The organism is Shewanella sp. MMG014 (assembly GCF_018100775.1).
Taxonomy (GTDB): domain Bacteria; phylum Pseudomonadota; class Gammaproteobacteria; order Enterobacterales; family Shewanellaceae; genus Shewanella; species Shewanella japonica.
This window is the reverse complement of sequence record NZ_JAGJDZ010000006.1, coordinates 109,503-130,066: the sequence shown is the minus strand read 5'-3', so window position 1 is coordinate 130,066 and position 20,564 is coordinate 109,503. Positions and strand designations below refer to the sequence as shown.

General features: G+C 43.3%; 15 protein-coding genes and 1 other RNA gene. 10 read left to right on the top strand and 6 right to left on the bottom strand.

All coding sequences use genetic code 11. The annotated features are described in order from the left end of the window. The first annotated feature begins 36 nt into the window (after nucleotides 1-36). The 4 genes from folX (at nucleotide 37) to J8L86_RS11505 (ending at nucleotide 3,423) form a co-directional block, all read left to right on the top strand. Nucleotides 37-393, top strand: a complete 357-nt coding sequence (gene folX, locus J8L86_RS11520) for a dihydroneopterin triphosphate 2'-epimerase (RefSeq protein WP_055022743.1) — start codon at nucleotides 37-39, stop codon at nucleotides 391-393. A gap of 67 nt (nucleotides 394-460) precedes the next feature. After that, the gene (folE, locus tag J8L86_RS11515) at nucleotides 461-1,105 is read left to right on the top strand and encodes a GTP cyclohydrolase I FolE (protein ID WP_065109846.1); all 645 of its coding nucleotides are present in this window, start codon (nucleotides 461-463) and stop codon (nucleotides 1,103-1,105) included. A 115-nt stretch (nucleotides 1,106-1,220) separates the two neighbouring features. Next, a complete protein-coding gene (gene folM, locus J8L86_RS11510; RefSeq protein WP_065109847.1) occupies nucleotides 1,221-1,946 on the top strand; it encodes a dihydromonapterin reductase in 726 nt (241 codons plus the stop codon). 187 nt (nucleotides 1,947-2,133) lie between these two features. Further along, on the top strand, nucleotides 2,134-3,423 hold the full coding sequence (locus tag J8L86_RS11505) for an aminotransferase class I/II-fold pyridoxal phosphate-dependent enzyme (protein ID WP_211030557.1): 1,290 nt from the start codon (nucleotides 2,134-2,136) through the stop codon (nucleotides 3,421-3,423). A 97-nt stretch (nucleotides 3,424-3,520) separates the two neighbouring features. On the opposite strand, the gene J8L86_RS11500 is transcribed toward J8L86_RS11505, so the two are convergent. The 6 genes from J8L86_RS11500 to zapA form a co-directional block, all read right to left on the bottom strand. After that, on the bottom strand, nucleotides 3,521-4,285 hold the full coding sequence (locus J8L86_RS11500) for a 5-formyltetrahydrofolate cyclo-ligase (RefSeq protein WP_211030409.1): 765 nt from the start codon (nucleotides 4,283-4,285) through the stop codon (nucleotides 3,521-3,523). 273 nt (nucleotides 4,286-4,558) lie between these two features. Then, nucleotides 4,559-6,445: a hypothetical protein gene (locus J8L86_RS11495; RefSeq protein WP_211030407.1), complete on the bottom strand. Its 1,887-nt coding sequence runs from the start codon at nucleotides 6,443-6,445 to the stop codon at nucleotides 4,559-4,561. 54 nt (nucleotides 6,446-6,499) lie between these two features. After that, nucleotides 6,500-8,983: a hypothetical protein gene (locus J8L86_RS11490; RefSeq protein WP_211030405.1), complete on the bottom strand. Its 2,484-nt coding sequence runs from the start codon at nucleotides 8,981-8,983 to the stop codon at nucleotides 6,500-6,502. Between the two features lie 58 nt (nucleotides 8,984-9,041). Beyond that, nucleotides 9,042-10,493: a glycerophosphodiester phosphodiesterase family protein gene (locus J8L86_RS11485; protein ID WP_211030403.1), complete on the bottom strand. Its 1,452-nt coding sequence runs from the start codon at nucleotides 10,491-10,493 to the stop codon at nucleotides 9,042-9,044. 328 nt (nucleotides 10,494-10,821) lie between these two features. After that, nucleotides 10,822-11,004: non-coding RNA, 6S RNA (ssrS, locus tag J8L86_RS11480), on the bottom strand. Nucleotides 11,005-11,061: 57 nt separating this feature from the next. Further along, nucleotides 11,062-11,367 (bottom strand): cell division protein ZapA, encoded by a 306-nt coding sequence (gene zapA / locus J8L86_RS11475; RefSeq protein WP_055022592.1) that lies wholly within the window; start codon nucleotides 11,365-11,367, stop codon nucleotides 11,062-11,064. 542 nt (nucleotides 11,368-11,909) lie between these two features. On the opposite strand from zapA, the gene J8L86_RS11470 reads away from it, so the two are divergent. The 6 genes from J8L86_RS11470 to gcvP all read left to right on the top strand — a co-directional run bounded on the left by J8L86_RS11470 (nucleotide 11,910) and on the right by gcvP (nucleotide 20,086). Beyond that, nucleotides 11,910-12,485, top strand: a complete 576-nt coding sequence (locus tag J8L86_RS11470; RefSeq protein WP_055022591.1) for a UPF0149 family protein — start codon at nucleotides 11,910-11,912, stop codon at nucleotides 12,483-12,485. Nucleotides 12,486-12,561: 76 nt separating this feature from the next. Then, a complete protein-coding gene (gene ubiH, locus J8L86_RS11465) occupies nucleotides 12,562-13,902 on the top strand; it encodes a 2-octaprenyl-6-methoxyphenyl hydroxylase (protein ID WP_211030401.1) in 1,341 nt (446 codons plus the stop codon). 52 nt (nucleotides 13,903-13,954) lie between these two features. Beyond that, nucleotides 13,955-15,166, top strand: coding sequence for an FAD-dependent oxidoreductase (locus J8L86_RS11460; RefSeq protein WP_211030400.1), 1,212 nt, complete (start codon nucleotides 13,955-13,957; stop codon nucleotides 15,164-15,166). A gap of 231 nt (nucleotides 15,167-15,397) precedes the next feature. Further along, nucleotides 15,398-16,492 (top strand): glycine cleavage system aminomethyltransferase GcvT, encoded by a 1,095-nt coding sequence (gcvT, locus tag J8L86_RS11455; protein ID WP_211030398.1) that lies wholly within the window; start codon nucleotides 15,398-15,400, stop codon nucleotides 16,490-16,492. Between the two features lie 123 nt (nucleotides 16,493-16,615). After that, nucleotides 16,616-17,005, top strand: coding sequence for a glycine cleavage system protein GcvH (gcvH, locus tag J8L86_RS11450; protein WP_102528280.1), 390 nt, complete (start codon nucleotides 16,616-16,618; stop codon nucleotides 17,003-17,005). Nucleotides 17,006-17,182: 177 nt separating this feature from the next. After that, nucleotides 17,183-20,086 carry an aminomethyl-transferring glycine dehydrogenase gene (gcvP, locus tag J8L86_RS11445; RefSeq protein WP_211030397.1) on the top strand — a complete coding sequence of 968 codons (2,904 nt, stop codon included), beginning with the start codon at nucleotides 17,183-17,185 and terminating at the stop codon, nucleotides 20,084-20,086. The last annotated feature ends 478 nt before the right edge of the window (nucleotides 20,087-20,564 follow it).

Genomic DNA, 20,564 nt, shown 5'->3' with positions numbered 1-20,564 from the left:
ACTACCCAGTGAATTTATAAGAGGCTCACTATGTCCATTAGCCAAGCAATCATTAAAGTGACCAATCTTCGTTTACGAACGTTTATTGGTTTTAATCCTGACGAACGTGAAAAGCAGCAAGATGTTGTGATTAATATCGAAATCCAATATCCCGCCGACAAGTCATTTGAAACTGACGATGTTGCAGATGCACTTAACTATAAAGTCATTACTAAAAAAGTTATCCAACATGTTGAAGAAGGGCGTTTTTTACTGCTCGAAAAGTTGGTGGCAGATGTGTTGGCTATTTGTAGTGAGCACCCATCAATCACGATGTCACGGGTGACAATTGATAAACCTCATGCTTTACGTTTTGCCGACTCTGTTTCGCTGTCTTTAGAGCAACGCAAATAATCGGTAGCCGCTGGCTATCACGTAATAGTGTGGTTTTATTTGGCACGGGTTGCCATAAGGAAAACACATGATTTCAGATGAAGCACGCAAGGTGCAGCAAGTTCTTATTGAGCGAGGTCTTGAAACGCCATTGGTCGAAAATCAGATGACCAATGACCAAAAAATAGAACGCATTCAAGGATTGATGACTGAAGTTGTTTCAACATTAGGTCTGGATTTAACCGATGACAGTTTATGTGAAACACCACATCGAATTGCCAAAATGTACGTGAATGAAATTTTTTCGGGGCTCGACTATCAGCATTTCCCTAAAGTAACCCAAATCGATAATAAAATGGGCGTTGAAGAAATGGTTAAAGTCAGCGATGTCAGTGTTGTGAGTACCTGCGAGCATCACTTTATCACCATAGATGGCGTTGCCAATGTGGCTTATATGCCTAAATCAAAGATCATTGGTCTGTCTAAAATCAATCGGATTGTGCGCTTCTTTGCCCAGCGTCCCCAAGTGCAAGAGCGTTTAACGCAACAAATTTTAGTCGCACTGCAAACGCTTTTAGAAACTGAAGATGTCGCAGTTAGTATGAATGCCACTCATTATTGTGTGAAATCTCGTGGCATCATGGACACCCAGTCGCACACCACCACATCAGCATTAGGTGGCTGCTTCAAAAGTAACCCTGCGACCCGAGCTGAGTTTTACTCAAAGGCTTGATTCACTCAGCTAACTCATGAATGATGGATAACAGACACGAGGTCATTAGTCGCTGCTAATGACCTTTATTATGTGAGTTTAACGACTGGCTCAATAAAAGAATAAGAGAACTCAAATGAAACACACCATATTGATTACAGGGGTTGGTAAACGTATCGGCTATGCGTTAGCAAAGCATTTTATTGCCCAAGGCCATCAAGTGATTGGCACCTTTAGAACTCATTACCCAAGTATTGATGAGTTGGCTGAACTTGGGGCCGATTTATATCAGTGTGACTTAACTCTCCCTGAAGAAATAAACGATATGTTACAGCGCATTGTTGCGCAATATAGCCAGCTAAATTGCATCATCCATAATGCATCTGATTGGCATAATGATAAAACCTCAAATGAGGTGAGCTCTGCGGATATTATGACAAGAATGATGAATATTCATGTGAGCGCACCTTATCAAATCAACCTTGCTTTAGCGCCATTATTAACAGCCAGTGCTAAGCAACAAGTTGGTGCCAGTAATATTATTCATATCACCGATTATGTCGCCGAAAAGGGCAGTAAAAAGCATATTGCTTATGCGGCCAGTAAGGCGGGATTGCATAATTTGACGCTATCTTTTGCGGCAAAACTTGCACCTGAAGTTAAAGTGAACTCTATTGCCCCTGCGATGATTTTATTTAACGAAGGTGATGATGACGACTATAAAGTGAAAGCTTTAGCAAAAGCGATTTTGCCAGTCGAGGCCGGTAATCATGAAATGATATCGCTGGTGGATTATTTAACTTCCAGTCATTATGTGACAGGCCGTAGCTATGCGGTTGATGGTGGCAGACAATTAAAATAATGGATTGCGTCACTGTTAGCACTAATTAAAAAAAAGTTTTAGACTTCTAGATGGCTAATTGCTAATGTGGATACAGATTTGATTGAGCACTGCGATCAACAATCAGCAATGTTCAATCAATTTTCCGTTATCAACGATGAACGATTAGAAGGGGTCTATCATGGCAGCAGACAATAATGCTCAAGGGATGAAACTGGAGTCACTGGCTTTACACCACGGCTATCAATCAGAAGCCACCACCAAAGCCGCCGCAGTGCCCATTTACCAAACCACTTCTTATACCTTTGATGATACCCAGCATGGTGCTGATTTATTTGATTTAAAAGTGCCTGGTAACATTTATACTCGTATTATGAACCCCACTACAGATGTGCTAGAACAGCGGCTTGCAGCAATCGAAGGCGGCATAGCAGCCCTCGCTGTAGCATCAGGTATGGCAGCTATTACCTATGCGATTCAGGCGCTGACACAAGTGGGTGATAACATCGTTAGTACAAGCCAGCTTTATGGCGGCACCTACAATTTATTTGCCCATACGTTACCTCGCCAAGGCATTGACGTGCGGATGGCTGCTTACGATGATTATGCAGGGCTTGAAGCATTAATTGATGACAATACCAAAGCACTTTTTTGTGAATCTATTGGTAACCCTGCCGGTAACGTTGTTGACCTGCAGCGATTAGCAGAAATTGCGCATAAGCACGGTGTACCGTTAGTCGTTGATAATACCGTTGCAACCCCGGTATTGTGTCGTGCTATTGATCACGGCGCTGATATCGTTATTCACTCATTAACCAAATACATTGGTGGTCATGGCACCACCATTGGTGGGGTGATTATTGATTCGGGCAAGTTTGATTGGGTAGCGAATAAAGCGCGGTTTGCTTTACTGAATGAGCCAGATCCTTCCTATCATGGTGTGGTATATACCGACGCTTTTGGGCCTGCAGCTTTTATCGGTCGATGCCGTGTTGTTCCCTTACGCAATACTGGCGCAGCCTTATCACCGCAAAGTGCATTTTTATTACTTCAAGGGCTAGAAACACTCAGCTTACGAATGGAGCGCCATTGTGAAAATGCATTGGCACTTGCTGAGTATCTAGCGGATCATCCATCGGTTAGTTGGGTGAATTACGCCGCCTTACCCGACAGTCCCCAACACGAGCGCTGTCAAAAAATTACTCAAGGTAAAGCCTCGGGTATCATTAGTTTTGGTATTAAGGCCAGTGATGCACAAGCGGGTAAAATTGCTGGTGGAAAATTCATTGATGCACTGCAAATGATTTTGCGTTTGGTCAATATTGGTGATGCTAAGTCATTGGCATGCCATCCTGCTACGACGACACATCGACAGTTAGACTCAGACGAGTTGGCTAAAGCTGGAGTATCTGAAGACTTAGTGCGTATCTCTGTCGGTATTGAGCACATTGACGATATTATTGCTGACGTATCTCAAGCATTAGCGGCAGCAACGTAATAGGCCGTTAATCATCAATATTCGCTGAGTTGGCGATTAGCTGAAATAAAAAACCGTTATGAAAATAACGGTTTTTTATGTGAACTGCAGCCATTGGTCAGTCGTTAGCGATACGTTTGGTTGGGGTAATGATGATTGGTAATGGAATATCCCAATACTCCACGGGTAAATAACTCACCTGTTGGCAATCATGGGCATAGCCCACTGCTAATGGTTTATTGTCTTTTACCTGCGCTAATGTGCGATCGTAAAAGCCGCCGCCCATTCCCATTCGATTGCCTTTATCATCAAACGCGACTAATGGCGTGACGATCATATCGAGTTTATCTACCGTAATAATATGGCGAATATCCAGTTTAGGTTCGGCAATATCAAAGCGGTTATTCACCATTACGGTATCAGGGCTGTAGCGGATAAATAATAAATGCCCTTTAGCAAAAGGATGTATACGAGGTAAATACACCTCTACATCTAGTTTCCACAATGCTTCAATTAATTTATTGGTGGCAAGCTCGCCATCAAATCCCAAATAAATGGCCACTCTTTTGGCTGAAATTTGCTGTATTTCCGACAATAAATGGCGACTGGCAATTAACGCTAACTGATTTTGCTCTGCTTGATCCATGCTATTTCGTTCTTGACGAATATGGCGACGAATACTATCTCGGCTCATATTTCGACTGTCGAATAACGGTTCAGCATCCCTTGGGCTATTAAAAGAATGCGGATAAATGACCTCGGCAGATGCTGATGGTTCTGCTGATGCTGGGCTAGCTGATGAAAAATACGTTATTGAAGGTTGTTTCGCTGTTGTAGCTGACTGATACTGGCTCGAACCAGTCATAAAGCGCGTCATGCTCATCGGTGAGAAGTTCTCCATCACATACAAATGAAAGATAAAATAGCGATATGAACAAATGATGTTACAAGGTGCAGATTATCCTGATATGTGAAAATATCAAAGAAGATAATCAATGGATTGACCAGCTTGAGTGTAAATGGGGAAAAATCAGCCGCTGGTATGATAAAAAAACGCCGATGATAACCATCATCGGCGTTGTCTTATATCGCATGCTGTAACTCAGGTTTGTAATGAAAGCGGTAAGTTAGCTCTCCACTCAAACCGTGTTTCTCGCTACTTTTCCATGTTCATTGATTTTAACAATACAGGGCTGTCGTAATCAGCGACTTCAGTTTTTGCTTTTAACCAGAACTGACGACGAGTTAAGAAGTAGGCAAAAATGACAGTCAACATTGCCCATTCAATCAGGTTTTCAGCCATAAACAGGGTGCCAGGGCGTAAGGACTGCAACATCTCGAACGGGTATCTGTCATGGTTTTCGATAAAACCAATACGTGAATTGAGAATAAATAGGCCATAGTGCAAGCCGCAATACACGCCAATACCAGCGATAAATCCAGCTACTTTTGTGTACCACTTATTCGGCAATTTTGTGCCAATGACGACAACATATAGGCCGACTAATAACGATGCTGCCATCAATGCATTGGTGATTTCAAGGGTATGTTGAATCACTTCAATACCGTTGTAATACAAGGTGAATCCAATATGAGGTACCAATAAGGTTAAACTGAGCGCCAAAAGCCATATTTTGCCTTGGCCAATGTTCTTCCAATACCACTTTTGAATACCTTTATAGCTTAACCAGAATAAACCAATGATGAACAGATAGTTACACCATGCAGGTAAGCCAAATAAGCCAAACTTCATGGTGACTAATGCCAGCATCCATTCAGGGATTTGAGTCACACTCATACGATAAGCCGTTTCTTGGGCAAACGTTGGGTACATGACAGCAAACAATATTCCTACTGTTAGGAATAGAAAGGCGAATTTAAACATACTGCCAATCATTTTAGGCGCAATGCCTTTCACACTTTGCTTTTTAAGCTGAGTCACTAAGGTTTGATAATTAGAAACAACCGCATCTTTAATATCACTTGAAACCCAGTTCTCCTCTAATAATGCAATCGAGGTGTTAGTTTCATTGGCTTCAATAATGTTTTTAACCGCGGGTGTTGAAAGGGCAGCTTTATCATTAGATTTACTGCCGCCAGCGAGTTTTTGTGCCACGCTCCATACCGCAGGATCGTATACCCCACCTGCATCATGAGTGCTGTTTTTGTTACCACCAAAACACAACGTCGTGTCGACGTTATCGATGTTGGCAGTAAATTGTAAAGTCGGTAATTTGGCCTTAAAAGCATAAATAAAGGTGCAACCGTCCAAAGCGCCTTTAACATCGACTTCGGTGATATCATCTAAGTGGTGAACGATTTTAAGTCCCGTCTTTTTGACGTAATCAGACGTCCACTCATGGTAATCACTGGTGTTATATTCCCACTTTGTACTCCGTTTAGCTTCACCATCAATGGTGTAACTGAAATAGAGGTAACCACCACCATCACAGGTACGACAGGTCACCTTGCCTGAACCACTGCAGTTATAGCAGGTTTTACTACCACTGCCCCAGCATGATGAACATGTCTCAGTGGTATGAACCGTGCGGTTATTCTCGTAGCGAGTCACATGATTTCGGCCACTGCCACTACAACCGCTACAGGAAGTGCTACCGTTGCCATGACAACTGCCGCAGTTTTGTTTACCAGAGCCACTACAGTTATAACAAACCTTGCTACCGACATAGGTTTCTGGCGCCGACTTTAAGCCACGATCTTTGATTAAAAAGTTTTCAGCAACGTCAGGGCCAAGTATTTTGATGAAACGATCGTTAAATAATGAATGTTGACCGCTGACATACTCTTTTGCTTTATTGTTAGCATCGTCGTAAGCGTTCGAGGCGCTGCCACACTTGATGCCTGATGGACAATGCCCGCCATGTTCATGTTCGCTTACACCAATCTCAATGGTCCAGCCAAAGGTAAAGTTAAGCTCTGGTAACTTAGCTTCTTCATTACTCAATACAACTGGTACATCAACACCAGTTAAGTCTTTACCATTACTTCGTATAAAGTCCTGGAATTGCGTTAGTTTACTCACGTAATACTTCCTATCAATCAATGCGTGAATGGTGATTTAACTCAGTTAAATACGTTATAAATTAATCGTGAATTCGGTTTCTTCGGGTTTTAAATAAACCCAGGTTCGAATAGCTTGATGACCACTGGCAGAGACTTTAATGTCATAGCCTCCTGGTGGCAGCATCATGCCTGTTTGATATTTGGGTTTAATATTCATTACCGCGATGCTGGCATTAGCCACATTGGTATTAATGGTTAATGGTAATAAGGCTTTTGCTGCTGAAGCAGGGCTAGACTGAGCACTCGTGTCATGCTCAGGTAATATGGCTAAATCGAATCGATTAATAGGTTCGCTAATTGCATCAAAACCTTTGGTGATAAACAGGTATTCATCAATGCTGGCACCAATAGGTTGCACTATCGGTTGAGTGACCAGTAACCATTTAAGCGCAAAAGAAATACCGGCTGAATCATTGTTTTCCATTTGCTCAAAAAAGTAATGCATAGCAGAGTCTTTAACTGTGTATTGATTGCTACTTAGGGTAACTGGCACCACAAAAATCGATAACAATAGCGCAGCAGAAATCCCCGCTTTGATATAGCCAGCTTTGGCTTTGTTTTGGCCTTCTTGCGACTCACCATCATCCTTGGTTTTTCTTCTGGCTTGTACTAACTCAACCGCTTTCATTGGCAGCTTTAACACGGTTAACAACACCAAGGCTAAACTAATCGACATCGATATCGGCGGCACTATGGTCGCACGTAATGCCGACTTAGCAGTGGACTCAAAGGCGCCGCCATCAGCAAATTCGGCTTGTTGGGCTTCAAGTACATTGAGATATTCAGTGGTTTTACGCTGAATATTGGGCTCAATAATGCGCTGTTTAAATTCTCGGTTATTCCAGTCAGCAAGCGTTGGGCTGATATACAGCTCTTTCATTTGGCGCTCAATACGTTTTTGAATATCTCCTTGCTTTTGGAACTGCTGCCAACTTAAATTAGGTGGCATATCCAAGCCTTTGTTTTTCATAGTCGAGCGCCAACGATTATCCGCCTCTTGGCGGACTTTGTTTGCTACGGCATTATCAAAGCTTGTTCGGTCTGCCATTACCCAAGTTGAAGGTAATGTCAGCCCTTTTTGTTTAAGGGTGTTATTGACCTTAGTGCTAGTCAGTTGATGATGTCTAAATTCATGAATAGTGCTGATACCTAGCGGGTAGCCGCCAGATTCTTTAACAAAATCAGGCTCCATTTTGACCATCAAGACATTTTTATAATGGTTAACATCATTGGTATACACCATGCGATGATCTTTAAAGCCAGCGTCACCACCAGTAGCAGCGTCTACTGCTTGCAATGCAGTGAATAAACCAAAGGTCATTACGCCAGTAATAATAGAATTACCCACGTTTTCAGAAGTTGATATTTCTTCTCGGATTAACCAATCATCAGGTGGAATATAAGGAATGCTGTATTTGGCGATTTCCTTGTCATAACCGTTTTGTAGACGTTCATAACAATTGTCTTTACGACTGCCTTTTTTCATATCTCCGCATTTATTGCGTCGCTCAAAAAAGTCATACATTTTAGGGGCAATTTTTTGCGCTCTCGACTCGACTCTTCCTTCGTAAGCACTGACGCCTTTTTGATATTTTTCCCAACCTTGTTTAACTTGGTTTTGGGTATCTAACCAATATTCATCAGAGCGGCTTGGAGCGGTACTTAGAGCTTGGTTATAATCGTTTGAACCTTGAGCATATTCTTTATAGTGGCTACGTAGGGTTTGACGAAAATCATCGTAGTTTGCGTAGTGTTCATCAAATCGAGACAGGGCACGATCACGGACAAATTTCTCCATGATCATCCGTTTCTTTTCTTTGATATCATCAACTAACTTATCGTCAGCATAAACAAGGCCACCAAAAACCGATAAGAAGGTTTTTTCAGTCGCGTTATGTTCTGAATCGGGGTCGTAATTAATCCCTTCAAATTGAATCGACTTTTCAATGAGTGCGCTACGCAGTATTTGCGACAAATAAGCTTGCTGGCGTTCAGCAGGGGTTGAGGCATCAATGATAAAATGATCAACCAACCACTTTTGTCCAAAAAATACTGTCGGCCATACCAAAATCGCAATCAATGCAAAGTGGCCCAAGGCTCTACCGACTCGAGCGACACGCTTACCCTTGAGCAGCATATCGGCGAGTAATAATGTGACACCAATACCACTGATAGTACGACCAAATAGCTCCACTGCGCGTAAGTCTTCTTCTGACGAGTTTTTACCGCCTGCGACTTCGGTTAAAGCCGCATTGAACACGGCTTCTGGAAACAGATACAGGATTGAGCAAATAAACATGAAAAGCATCCACCAAAAGGGCTTACCTAATTTGGTGATTTGCGCTTCACGCTCTTTATGGATTGCCGCTTTTGTTGCCTGAGAATGCTGTTTCTTTTGTACTTTTTTTAATTGTTTTTCAGCAGCCTGCATTTTTTGCTGTGTTGGTGTTTGGTCGAGTAAACTCGTCGCAAATGGGCTTTTTTTATTGTCAGTCATTTTTTAGTTTTATTATTGTTTGTTGTTTTTATTGGTTGTTTATCTAACAGCTAAACGGCTATTGAGTGCCATTTTCTGGCAAGGTTAAAATAATGGTTTCACCCGTTTTGTGTTCCAGCTTTTCATCTGTAATGGTTGGAAAACCATGCTCTAATAGCGGTGTTGGTGTGGTGTTTTTAGTGGTCACTTTCTTGGCCTTAACAATGGATTTAAGCCCAGAATTGAGTGATAAATAATACCCTTCTTGTTGGTAGCCCAACATTTCTTCAAAGCGATCAAAATCAGCATCTTGAGGCAACGACGCAATATATCGGCCGATATTACTTAATGGTTGGTAGCGTTTAGCGGGGACAGAAGCGGTAAACAGTCGCTGACAAATTTTGTATGGCGTAGCATCAACAATGACGCCGTCAGGCAAAGTGTTACGGCTAAGTGTTAAAAGCTGTTGTTGATGATAATCGGTGCCATTAATCGAGTAGGTATACACCTTCATACCTAAACCCTTAGCACGACTTTTTACCCCTTGGTTTTGCATATAACTACGAATATCAAGGTGTAAGCCTGAGTTAGTCCCTAACTTACTTTGCAGCTTTTTAAGCGCACTTGTGCTTGTATAGTCTTGATAACGAGAGCGATAGCGCTTCGTGCCATATCGACCCGCTAATTCAAGATCGTCCTGATTATCTAAGTAGTAAGCATCGTTTTTGACCCCTTTGCGTAAATCGCTGCGAAGCTTTTCTACGCTAGTTGGGTGACCGCCTTGGACAAAGCCAAGGTAAACATATGGGTTAATACCTCGTAGTTTATATAAGGTATCTTTATCTGCTGCGGAGTAGTAAAAGCCACTCAAGCCAATGTACTTACGCAACATGTTATCAAGGTCAACTAACGCTTGGCCGTTAGCGTCGGATTTTATTTCCACATTTAGCTTTTGTGATGGGGCACGGTATGCCGCAAAAACCTTAAATGATTCAGCAGCGGTGATCGGGCGTTCATTTAAAAGCGCGTTAGTGTTTTTATCACGCAATTTTAATTGGCCGAACTCCTTGCGGTTCATGCGCTCAATCTTGTATCGCTCACCTGTATAATGCACTGTTGCACGCCCAGTTTGGCTATCGTGATGATTGACCCAAGTACCATCCTTAAGCAGCATGACGTCAATTTCGACACTGTTAAAGTTGTCATTCAGCGCCGCTGCTATCGCATTGTAGCTACTTTCTGGTTGACGAAAGTCACCGCGATGGGCTGAAATATCGAGCGGGCATTGCGCCGTCGATATCATTTTGATGTTACCGTTTGCGGCAAGGTACAAGTTGCGATCGCCAAGGGTTAATTGTATATCGACAATGTCTAAGCCTTGATTTGCAGCATCAAGGGGTAAATGCGAGATTGCAGCAGGAATAACATAAGCGGGTTGTTGAGGTTCTGGCGTTGACTTACATGCGGTTAAAAACAACGTTGAAGCTAAAAGTGAATAGAGAACGGCAGAATTTAAGAGGCGACTTGTCATAATCCCTAAGTGCAAGTTATTAATTTTGAAAACTTTATACCGCATTGTTTTATGTAAAACAATATTAACCTTAACTTTAACAAGTGTATTTGAAAGTGCATTCCAAGTTGCTTACTTTGTCTCACATAGACGTTATCTTTTGATACATTTTATTATCAAGCTAGGTGTTTTAATAAGCGATGTTAATCGGTGTTTTATGATTGGCCTTATAGATGACAGATTAGGGCAGATGAAGCGAACTATCGTACCTCGTTAGGGCAAACATGGATTAGCTTGGCTAACCACAGATATAAAAAAGCCACCTAGTTAGGTGGCTTGTTTTATTAGGATGCTCCCCAGAATACCGACCGTCGGTGTAGCCCTTGAACCGTAGGTTCAAGGCGGGAAAATGTTCATCTCCTAAGGTTTCTCGGTACAAGCCGAGCATACACAATGTCAATGAAAACATTCACCCTGGGTTTGTAAATATCGGCACAGGGACATAACCTACAAGCGCATACCCCAGGGAGCAAAACCAGTGCGAATCATGTTGTTAGTCATCATACTAGCAACACAAGTCAAAATTTATTTAATCTTCCTTGGTACGTTCCAGTAACGAGTTTTCTAACGTTGACTGAAGTAAAGAAATACGCTCGTCCATTTGCGCCATATATTGTTTATTTTTTTGCTGCTCTTCATGTAACTCGTAACCAATATTCAGCGCGGCCATAATGGCTAATTCTTCACGGCTTAAATTATTGGTACGTGCCTTCAAGTTAGTTAGCTGTTGCTCAACGCCTTTGGCAATCGAGCGCAACGCTTCCTCTTGTCCTTTCGGGCAAGCGATAGAGTAGGTGCGCCCTAATAGGGAAATATCAATAGCACTGTTACTCATAAGTCGCTGAAGATCCTTATTTGTCTAAAATAAAAATTGTAGCAGTTTACTCTTCCCTCTGACTGTAACGCTTTAGCATGAAAGCGATTATCGGTGTGATCCAACCGTTGTTTTGCATCACTAATAGAGGAACTAGCCTGTTTGCGGACTATATAGCGCCCATATTAAAAGTGCAAGGTAACTTGCCCGCTTTAGCGCTATTTGCTTGATGAATGAGCATTTACTGTTTGTTCACTCTCGTTTAGCCGTCAAGCGCTTTTGTTTTAGACACTATTAAGGATACGTTGTTTATTGAAAATCGTTTAGTTCATCGAGTTATATTTGAGACGGTTAATATTAGCTTTTGATTTATTAAATCCCTTTTAGCCATATGCTGATTCTTGGCGGCATTGTAAAACGAGCCTGAATTACGCTAATTGGCTTAAGGTGCTTTATACTTAACAGATTGACGAATTATTTTAACGACTTTCGCTGTAGCATTTGGTGGCAGTTATTAACTCTGCTAGCATTGCAGCAGATTGTTTATTTATTGGAAAAATACCATGGCAACCCCTCCTTCTTTATGTATCGAAAAACTAAAAAAAGCCCTAGATTCTGCAGAAATAGGTCAGCACCCAGTTGAGGTGCATGGCGCATTAGTCGGATTAATTTGTGGTGGGGTAGAGCAAGCGAATACGGCTTGGTTATCACCGTTACTTGAACTGATGAATGACGGCCAACCTTTAACCACAGAGTTGCAGCAATTAATTGGCGAGTTATTTAAAGATACTGCAACCCGTTTAAGTGATGCTGAATTTGGTTTCTCGCCATTACTACCTGAAGAAGAAGAGCCATTAAGCCAACGTTTAGAATGTTTAGCTTTATGGGTTCAAAGTTATTTAACTGCCATTGCACTTATTCAGCCAAAGCTCAATGGCGCATCATCTGATGTACGTGAAATCATTCAGGACTTAGGTGCAATTGCCCAAGTTGAATTTGATGTCAGTGATGATGATGAATCAGAAGCCGCTTTCATCGAGCTTCATGAATTTGTCAGAATGGCCGCGGTATTATGTTACTCAGAATTTGGTCCAGAAATACCACTTGATGAAACAGACGCGACCTCACCATTACATTAATGGTGCGAGTAAGGCATGGATAACCTATGCCTTTTATTGCTAAAAGTACGCCCTAATAATAAAAAGAATTCGTGTTATGATCCAGTCAATAAACCAAGCTGACAACGACGCTACTGAGCTATCCCATTCTTGTTCTAGTACCGAGCGTCGCGCTAATTCAGCACCCGCAGTAACGCACGTTGATATCACCATTGTTGGCGGCGCAATGGCAGGTGCCAGTTTAGCTTTAGGACTTGCGCAGCTATCGGCTAAATACCAACAGCAATTAGGGCGTCCGTTATCTATCGCCATCATTGAAGCCCAGCAACCAGACTCACAGCACCCAGGTTTTGATGCTCGCTCAATTGCAATAGCGCATGGCTCCGTGTTTGAGTTAATGCGGTTAGGTATTTGGCCAAAGCTTGCCAGTCTTGGCACAAGTATCGAAAACATTCATATCTCTGACCGTGGTCATTTTGGTATGACCGAACTGAATGCTGCACAGTTTTCACTCCCCTCAATGGGACAAGTGGTGGAACTGGCTAAAGTCGGCAAAGTGCTGTTTGATGAGTTAAAGCAGCAGGATATTCAACTGTATTGCCCTGCAAGGCTTGAGCAATTAGACACAGATACCAGTGGCCATACCCTAACATTAAATAACGGTCAGAAAATTCGTACCGCCTTGCTGGTGGCTGCTGATGGTGCACAATCAAAAGTGCGCCAAGCATTAAAGCAAGACATCGAGAAAGTGGATTTTGAGCAAGTTGCATTGGTTGCCAATGTGCAAACTGATAAGCCACATGATGGCTGGGCGTACGAGCGCTTCACAGGCACTGGCCCATTAGCCTTACTGCCAATGTCGTCCGTATCGCTTGAGTCAAATGCACAACAGCCAAGGCTTTCTTTAGTATGGGCGCTTGATAGTGAACAAGCGCAAGCAATGAAAACCGCTTCTAAAGCTGAGTTTTTAGCCAAACTACAACAGGCCTTTGGCAATCGAGCAGGGCGTTTTACCGATGTAGGAGAGCGGGTAAGCTACCCGTTAACCCTATCGTATATGCCAAGGCCGATTTACCATCGCAGTGTATTTATTGGTAACGCTGCGCAAACACTGCACCCAATAGCAGGTCAAGGTTTTAACTTAGGTTTACGTGATGTGGTTGGGTTAATTGATGCCATCGAAACGGTTATTTGTGACAGCATCACAGCTAAACAAGCGTTGGATCTTGGTCAACACTCGCTAATCCATCATTATTTGAATCTGCGTGAAGAAGATCGCCGTAATACCATTAACAATGTTGAATTTTTAGTGCGTGGCTTCTCAAATCAGTATTGGCCATTAGTGGCAGGGCGCAGTTTAGGGTTAAGATTATTATCATGGTGCCCACCGTTGAAAACGCCAATTGCCCATAAAGCCATGGGCTATAAAACGGCATAAGCCAGTTAACGTATATTGGGTTTACACTCGCTGAATCAAATGAAGGACTAACATGTTTCAAACTCAGACCTATGATGTGGCCATTGTTGGTGGCGGTATGGTTGGTTTAGCCACTGCCATTGGTTTAGCTGAGGCCGACTTAAACGTCGTGGTGATAGATGCTGGCCAAACACAGGCCGTAACAGGTGAGCCACGCCTTCGAGTAAGCGCGATTAATAAAGCCAGTGAGCGATTACTTACTAACTTAGGTGCTTGGCAATACATTGACTCAGCCCGCACAGCCCCTTATCAAAAAATGGCCGTTTGGGACAAAGACGGTTTAGGCAAAATTGCTTTTGATGCAGCGAGTATTAGTGAGCCTTCTCTTGGCGCTATTATCGAAAATCAGGCTATTAGTTACGCCTTAGCTAAGCGCACCGCGGAGCTTGCCAATATCACCCACCTTGAAGGCCAGCGATTAGAACGTGTGGCTTTTGGTGAACGTGAATCTTGGCTGACGCTAGATAATGGCGATAATTTAAGTGCAGCCTTGGTGGTTGCAGCAGATGGAGCAAACTCTTGGGTGCGCAGTCAATGCCAAATTCCACTGACATTTTGGGATTATGGTCATCATGCCATTGTGGCAACTATTCGCACCGCACAGCCCCACGAAGATACCGCTCGTCAGGTCTTTCTGGCCGACGGCCCGTTAGCACTACTGCCGCTGTATGAAGATAACTTGTGCTCAATTGTCTGGTCAGTATCACCGCAAGAGGCTGAAAGGCTCCTTGCTTTAACGCCTGCAGAGTTTTCAAAAGCATTAACTGCCGCGTCTGATGGTCGTTTAGGCATTTGTGAACTGGTTAGCGAGCGTCAATCACATCCATTACGTATGCGCTATGCTCGTCACTTTGCCCGCCATCGTTTGGTGCTAGCAGGCGATGCGGCGCACACCATTCATCCATTAGCTGGACAAGGGGTGAACCTAGGCTTTTTAGATGCAGCCAGTATTGTAGAAACAGTCAGTGATTTGCATGAAGCAGGTAAAGATATTGGTGACTACGCCAATTTACGAGCACTGGAGCGATACCGTAAAGCCGAAGCCATTGAAATGATAACCGCGATGGAAGGCTTTAAACGACTCTTTGCCGGCAGTAATCCATTCAAAAAAGCCTTTCGTGATCTGGGCTTAAACCTAATTGATAATGCCGCTGGACTAAAAACAGTGTTCATCAAACAGGCTATAGGCAATAAACTCAAACTTCCTAAGTTATGTCGTGACTAAAATATCACCTTCCCTTCGGCCTAAAACTTGTTATATATCAGGGGATCGGCCGAAGTGGATGAAATACTTGTAAAAAAACTACACCCTTCGCATTAGTTAAACTAATGTTAATTCCCTCGGATTAGAAAATTTCCTACTATACAAAATTAACCCTATGGGTATAATTTTGGCGCATTTATAAAATGCCTTCATTCGTTTCACCTCCAGAAGGCTCATAAAAAAGAGATAATAATGGCTAATAAAACTGTACTCTTTAACAAGCACTTAGAATCAAATGGCAAGATGGTCGATTTCCACGGTTGGGATATGCCACTTAACTATGGTTCTCAAATTGAAGAACATAACGCTGTGCGCCAAGACGCAGGTATGTTCGATGTATCACACATGACGGTTGTCGATGTGACAGGTACTGAGGCTTGTGCATTCCTACGTAAATTATTAGCAAATGATATTGCTAAGCTTAAAGTGCCTGGCAAAGCCCTATACAGTGGCATGCTTGATGACAACGCAGGTGTTATCGACGACCTTATTACTTATTACCTTAACGATACTCATTACCGCGTGGTGGTTAACTCAGCGACGCGTGTTAAAGACTTAGCGTGGATGGACAAGCAATCAGCTAGCTTTGATGTAACGATTACCGAGCGTCCAGAGCTGGCGATGATTGCCGTTCAAGGCCCAAATGCTAAAGCCAAAGCCGCTGAAGTATTTAGTGCTGAGCAAAACGCTGCTGTTGAAGGCATGAAAATGTTCTTTGGTGTCCAGTCTGAGTCATTATTCATTGCGACTACTGGTTACACCGGTGAAGCAGGTTACGAAATTATTGTACCTGAAGCTGAAGCTGAAGCTTTATGGCAAGCACTATTAGACGCTGGCGTTAAGCCATGTGGACTAGGCGCACGTGACACCCTACGTTTAGAAGCAGGCATGAACCTTTACGGTTTAGATATGGATGAAACCATTAACCCATTAGCCGCCAACATGGGCTGGACTATTGCGTGGGAGCCAGAAGACCGTGACTTTATCGGTCGTGAAGCATTAACTGCGATTAAAGCTGCGGGCCCAGACAAATTAGTCGGCCTAATGATGGAACAAAAAGGTGTCCTTCGTCACGGCATGCCAGTGTTTTTCACTGACGCAGACGGTGTTGAACATGAAGGTTCGATCACCAGCGGGACTTTCTCGCCAACTTTAGGCTATTCTATTGCCATGGCACGCGTACCTAAGGGTATTAGCGACACCGCAGAAGTTGAAATGCGCAAAAAACGCGTAGCGGTTAAAGTTATCGCACCAAGTTTTGTACGTAACGGTAAACAAGCATTTTAATATCGTTCAGATCAAATAATTAAGAATTAATCCTTTGAGGATTAAAAACTTAAAATATTATCTATAACAGTAGATAACCGTATTTGAACAATATGCAGAACATGAACTAAAGGAACAACGACAATGAGCAACATTCCAGCTGAACTTAAATATGCTTCATCTCATGAGTGGATCCGTAAAGAAGAAGACGGCACCTACACAGTGGGTATCACTGAGCATGCACAAGAGCTATTAGGTGACATGGTATTCGTAGAATTACCAGAAGTTGGCGACACAGTAACAGCAGGTGAAGATTGCGCTGTAGCTGAGTCAGTTAAAGCAGCATCAGACATTTACGCGCCTATTTCTGGTGACGTTGTTGCCGTAAACGAAGCATTAGAAGATTCACCAGAATTAGTAAACAGTGAAGCGTTTGGCGAAGGTTGGTTCTTCCGCGTTAAGCCATCTGACGAAGCTGAAGTGGCTAACTTGTTAGACGCTGACGGTTACCAAGAAGTGATCGACGAAGAATAATCGTCGACGCTAACGAGAAGCTCCCTTGGGAGCTTCTTTTTGTTTTGCCTTTTAACTTTTTTTAAAGGTTTTAGCGATCCTTCCGCTCACCTTTAAAGTATTGCACAACAACATTTTTCCCTAGACCAGTTTAATGCCCTACAGCTTGATTCTGGCAGATTTGGAACACGACTTCTCATGACAAAGCAAACCCTAACTCAATTAGAGCAACACGAATTATTTTTAAGCCGACACATTGGCCCTAACGAAACTCAACAACAAGAAATGTTGAACTACGTTGGCGCTGAGTCGCTTGAAGACTTAACCGCACAAACTGTGCCTGGGTCAATTCGTTTACCGCAAGAGTTAACCATTGGTGATTCATGTGGCGAAGCGGAAGGCACTGCCTACATCCGCACCATTGCTGATAAAAACAAAGTATTTAAAAGCTACATCGGCATGGGCTACTACGGTACTGAAGTACCAAACGTCATTTTACGTAACGTGTTTGAAAATCCGGGTTGGTACACAGCGTACACCCCTTACCAGCCAGAAATCGCTCAAGGTCGTTTAGAAGCCATTTTAAATTTCCAACAAGTGTCGATGGACTTAACCGGTCTTGACCTTGCATCAGCATCACTGCTTGATGAAGCGACCGCAGCAGCAGAAGCGATGGCCATGGCCAAGCGTGTGTCTAAAGCCAAAAAAGCGAATATCTTCTTTGTGGCAGATGATGTGTTCCCACAAACATTAGATGTTGTGCAAACTCGCGCAGAATGTTTTGGTTTTGAAGTGATAGTAGGGCCAGCTGAAGAAGCCGCTAACTACGAGCTATTTGGCGCGTTATTCCAATACACTAACCGCTACGGTGAAATCACCGACAACACAGAACTGTTTGCCAAGCTTGCTGAAAAGAAAGCCATTGTCACCGTTGCTGCCGACATTATGTCACTAGTACTACTTAAGTCACCAGGCTCAATGGGCGCAGACATTGTATTTGGTAGTGCACAGCGCTTTGGCGTACCAATGGGCTATGGCGGACCGCACGCTGCATTTTTCGTTGCACGTGATGCGCACAAACGTTCAATGCCTGGTCGTATTATTGGTGTGTCTAAAGACACCCGTGGTAACAAAGCATTGCGTATGGCAATGCAAACGCGTGAGCAGCACATTCGTCGTGAAAAAGCCAACTCAAACATTTGTACCGCACAAATCTTATTAGCGAATATGGCATCGTTTTACGCCGTATTCCATGGCGCAGTTGGCCTTAAAAATATCGCCAGCCGCATTAACCGTTTAACTGACATTTTAGCCGTAGGTCTTAAAGCCAAAGGTGTTGAGCTGGTTAACAATACTTGGTTTGATACGATTTCTTTAAAAGGGCTAGATGTTGATGCCGTTAATGCCCGTGCGTTAGCTGCTCAAATGAACCTGCGTATTGATGCTGACGGCATTTTAGGTGTTAGCTTAGATGAAACCACGACTCGTGACGATATTGCGCAATTATTTGATGTTATTTTAGGTGAAGGGCATAGCCTTGACGTCACCGCTATTGATAACGATATCATTAATGGCACTGCATTTGGCGAAGGCAAAGGTTCAATCCCTGCTGAGCTTATCCGTCACGACAAAATCTTGTCTCACCCAACATTCAGCAGCTACCAAAGCGAAACTGAAATGATGCGCTACATCAAGCGTCTTGAGAACAAAGATTTAGCCCTTAACCATTCAATGATTTCGTTAGGCTCATGTACAATGAAGCTGAACGCGGCTGTTGAAATGCTACCGGTAAGCTGGCCAGAATTTGCTAACATGCACCCATTCTGCCCACTTGACCAAGCTGAAGGTTACACTCAGCTTATCAACGAATTATCTGACTTCTTAGTCAACATCACAGGTTACGATGCCGTTTGTATCCAGCCTAACTCAGGCGCACAAGGCGAATACGCCGGTCTGCTTGCGATTAAGAAATACCACGAGTCACGTGGTGATGGGCACAGAGACATCTGTTTAATCCCACAATCTGCTCACGGTACCAACCCAGCGTCTGCCCAGCTTGCAGGCATGAAAGTGGTTGTGACAGCGTGTGATAAAGACGGCAACGTTGATTTAGAAGACTTACGTGCAAAAGCGGCTGAGCTTGCTGACAGCTTATCGTGCATCATGATCACTTACCCATCGACTCACGGTGTGTATGAAGAATCAATTAGCGAGATCTGTGAAATCGTCCATCAACATGGCGGTCAAGTGTACCTTGATGGTGCCAACATGAACGCACAGGTTGGCTTAACGTCACCAGGCTTTATCGGCGCAGACGTATCGCACCTTAACCTACACAAAACCTTCGCTATTCCACATGGCGGCGGCGGACCAGGTATGGGCCCAATCGGTATCAAAAAGCATTTAGCGCCATTTGTTGCAGGTCACCAAGTTGTGAAACCAGGCCGTGAAAGCGACAACAACGGCGCAGTCTCTGCAGCGCCATACGGCAGTGCTAGCATCCTCCCAATCAGCTGGATGTACATTAAGCTACTTGGCACTAAAGGGGTGAAACAGTCTACGCAAATGGCACTGTTAAACGCTAACTACGTGATGAAGAAGCTATCAGGCCATTACCCAGTGCTATTTACTGGCCGTAACGACCGTGTTGCTCACGAATGTATTATCGACCTGCGCCCACTGAAAGAAACATCTGGTGTGACCGAAATGGACATCGCTAAGCGTCTAAACGACTATGGCTTCCATGCGCCAACCATGAGCTTCCCAGTAGCGGGCACCTTAATGATTGAGCCAACAGAATCAGAGTCAAAAGTTGAGCTAGACCGTTTCGTCGAAGCGATGATCTCAATTCGCGGCGAAATCGCTAAAGTTGAAGCAGGCGAGTGGCCAAGTGATAACAACCCACTGCACAATGCACCGCATACCCTAGCTGATATTATGGATAGCGAGTTTGACTCACGCCCATACAGCCGTGAAGAAGCCGTGTTCCCAAGTGCAGCGGTTAAAGCGAATAAGTTCTGGCCAACGGTGAATCGTATTGATGATGTTTATGGGGATCGCAATTTAATGTGTAGTTGCGTACCTTTATCTGACTACGAATAATTGCTGCTTGGGCTCGCTATTACGGTGTTGAACCTCGGCTCCAGTGCTCATTGACACCAGTCAACTCCGCGCTAGAGCCTTCGGTTCGCCTTGTACTAGCTTCGCCAGCGACGCAATTATGGTGGTAGCTGACTTTGTTTGAAGTTTAGTTATTTCCCCAATAAAAAAGCGAACCGATTGGTTCGCTTTTTTATTGGCTACTTAATATCAGTAATTGATGAGTGTTAATTAAGTTTGTGACCGTAATTAAGATTGTGACTGGCTAGATAGCGAAATGCTCATAACGACATTAAAAAGCTAACCAGAAATGGTTCGCTTTTTTTAGCTCTGTTTTACTTTTTTCGGCAGCTAGGGGGCGCCGAGTTAGTCTGACGTTCGTTAGCTTAACTCTTTGGAGGGCTAATTCGAAAGTGCTCCAGAACGCATTTAAAATGAATCCTTTTTACGTCAGACGTAGGTGCTCTAACAATCTATAAAT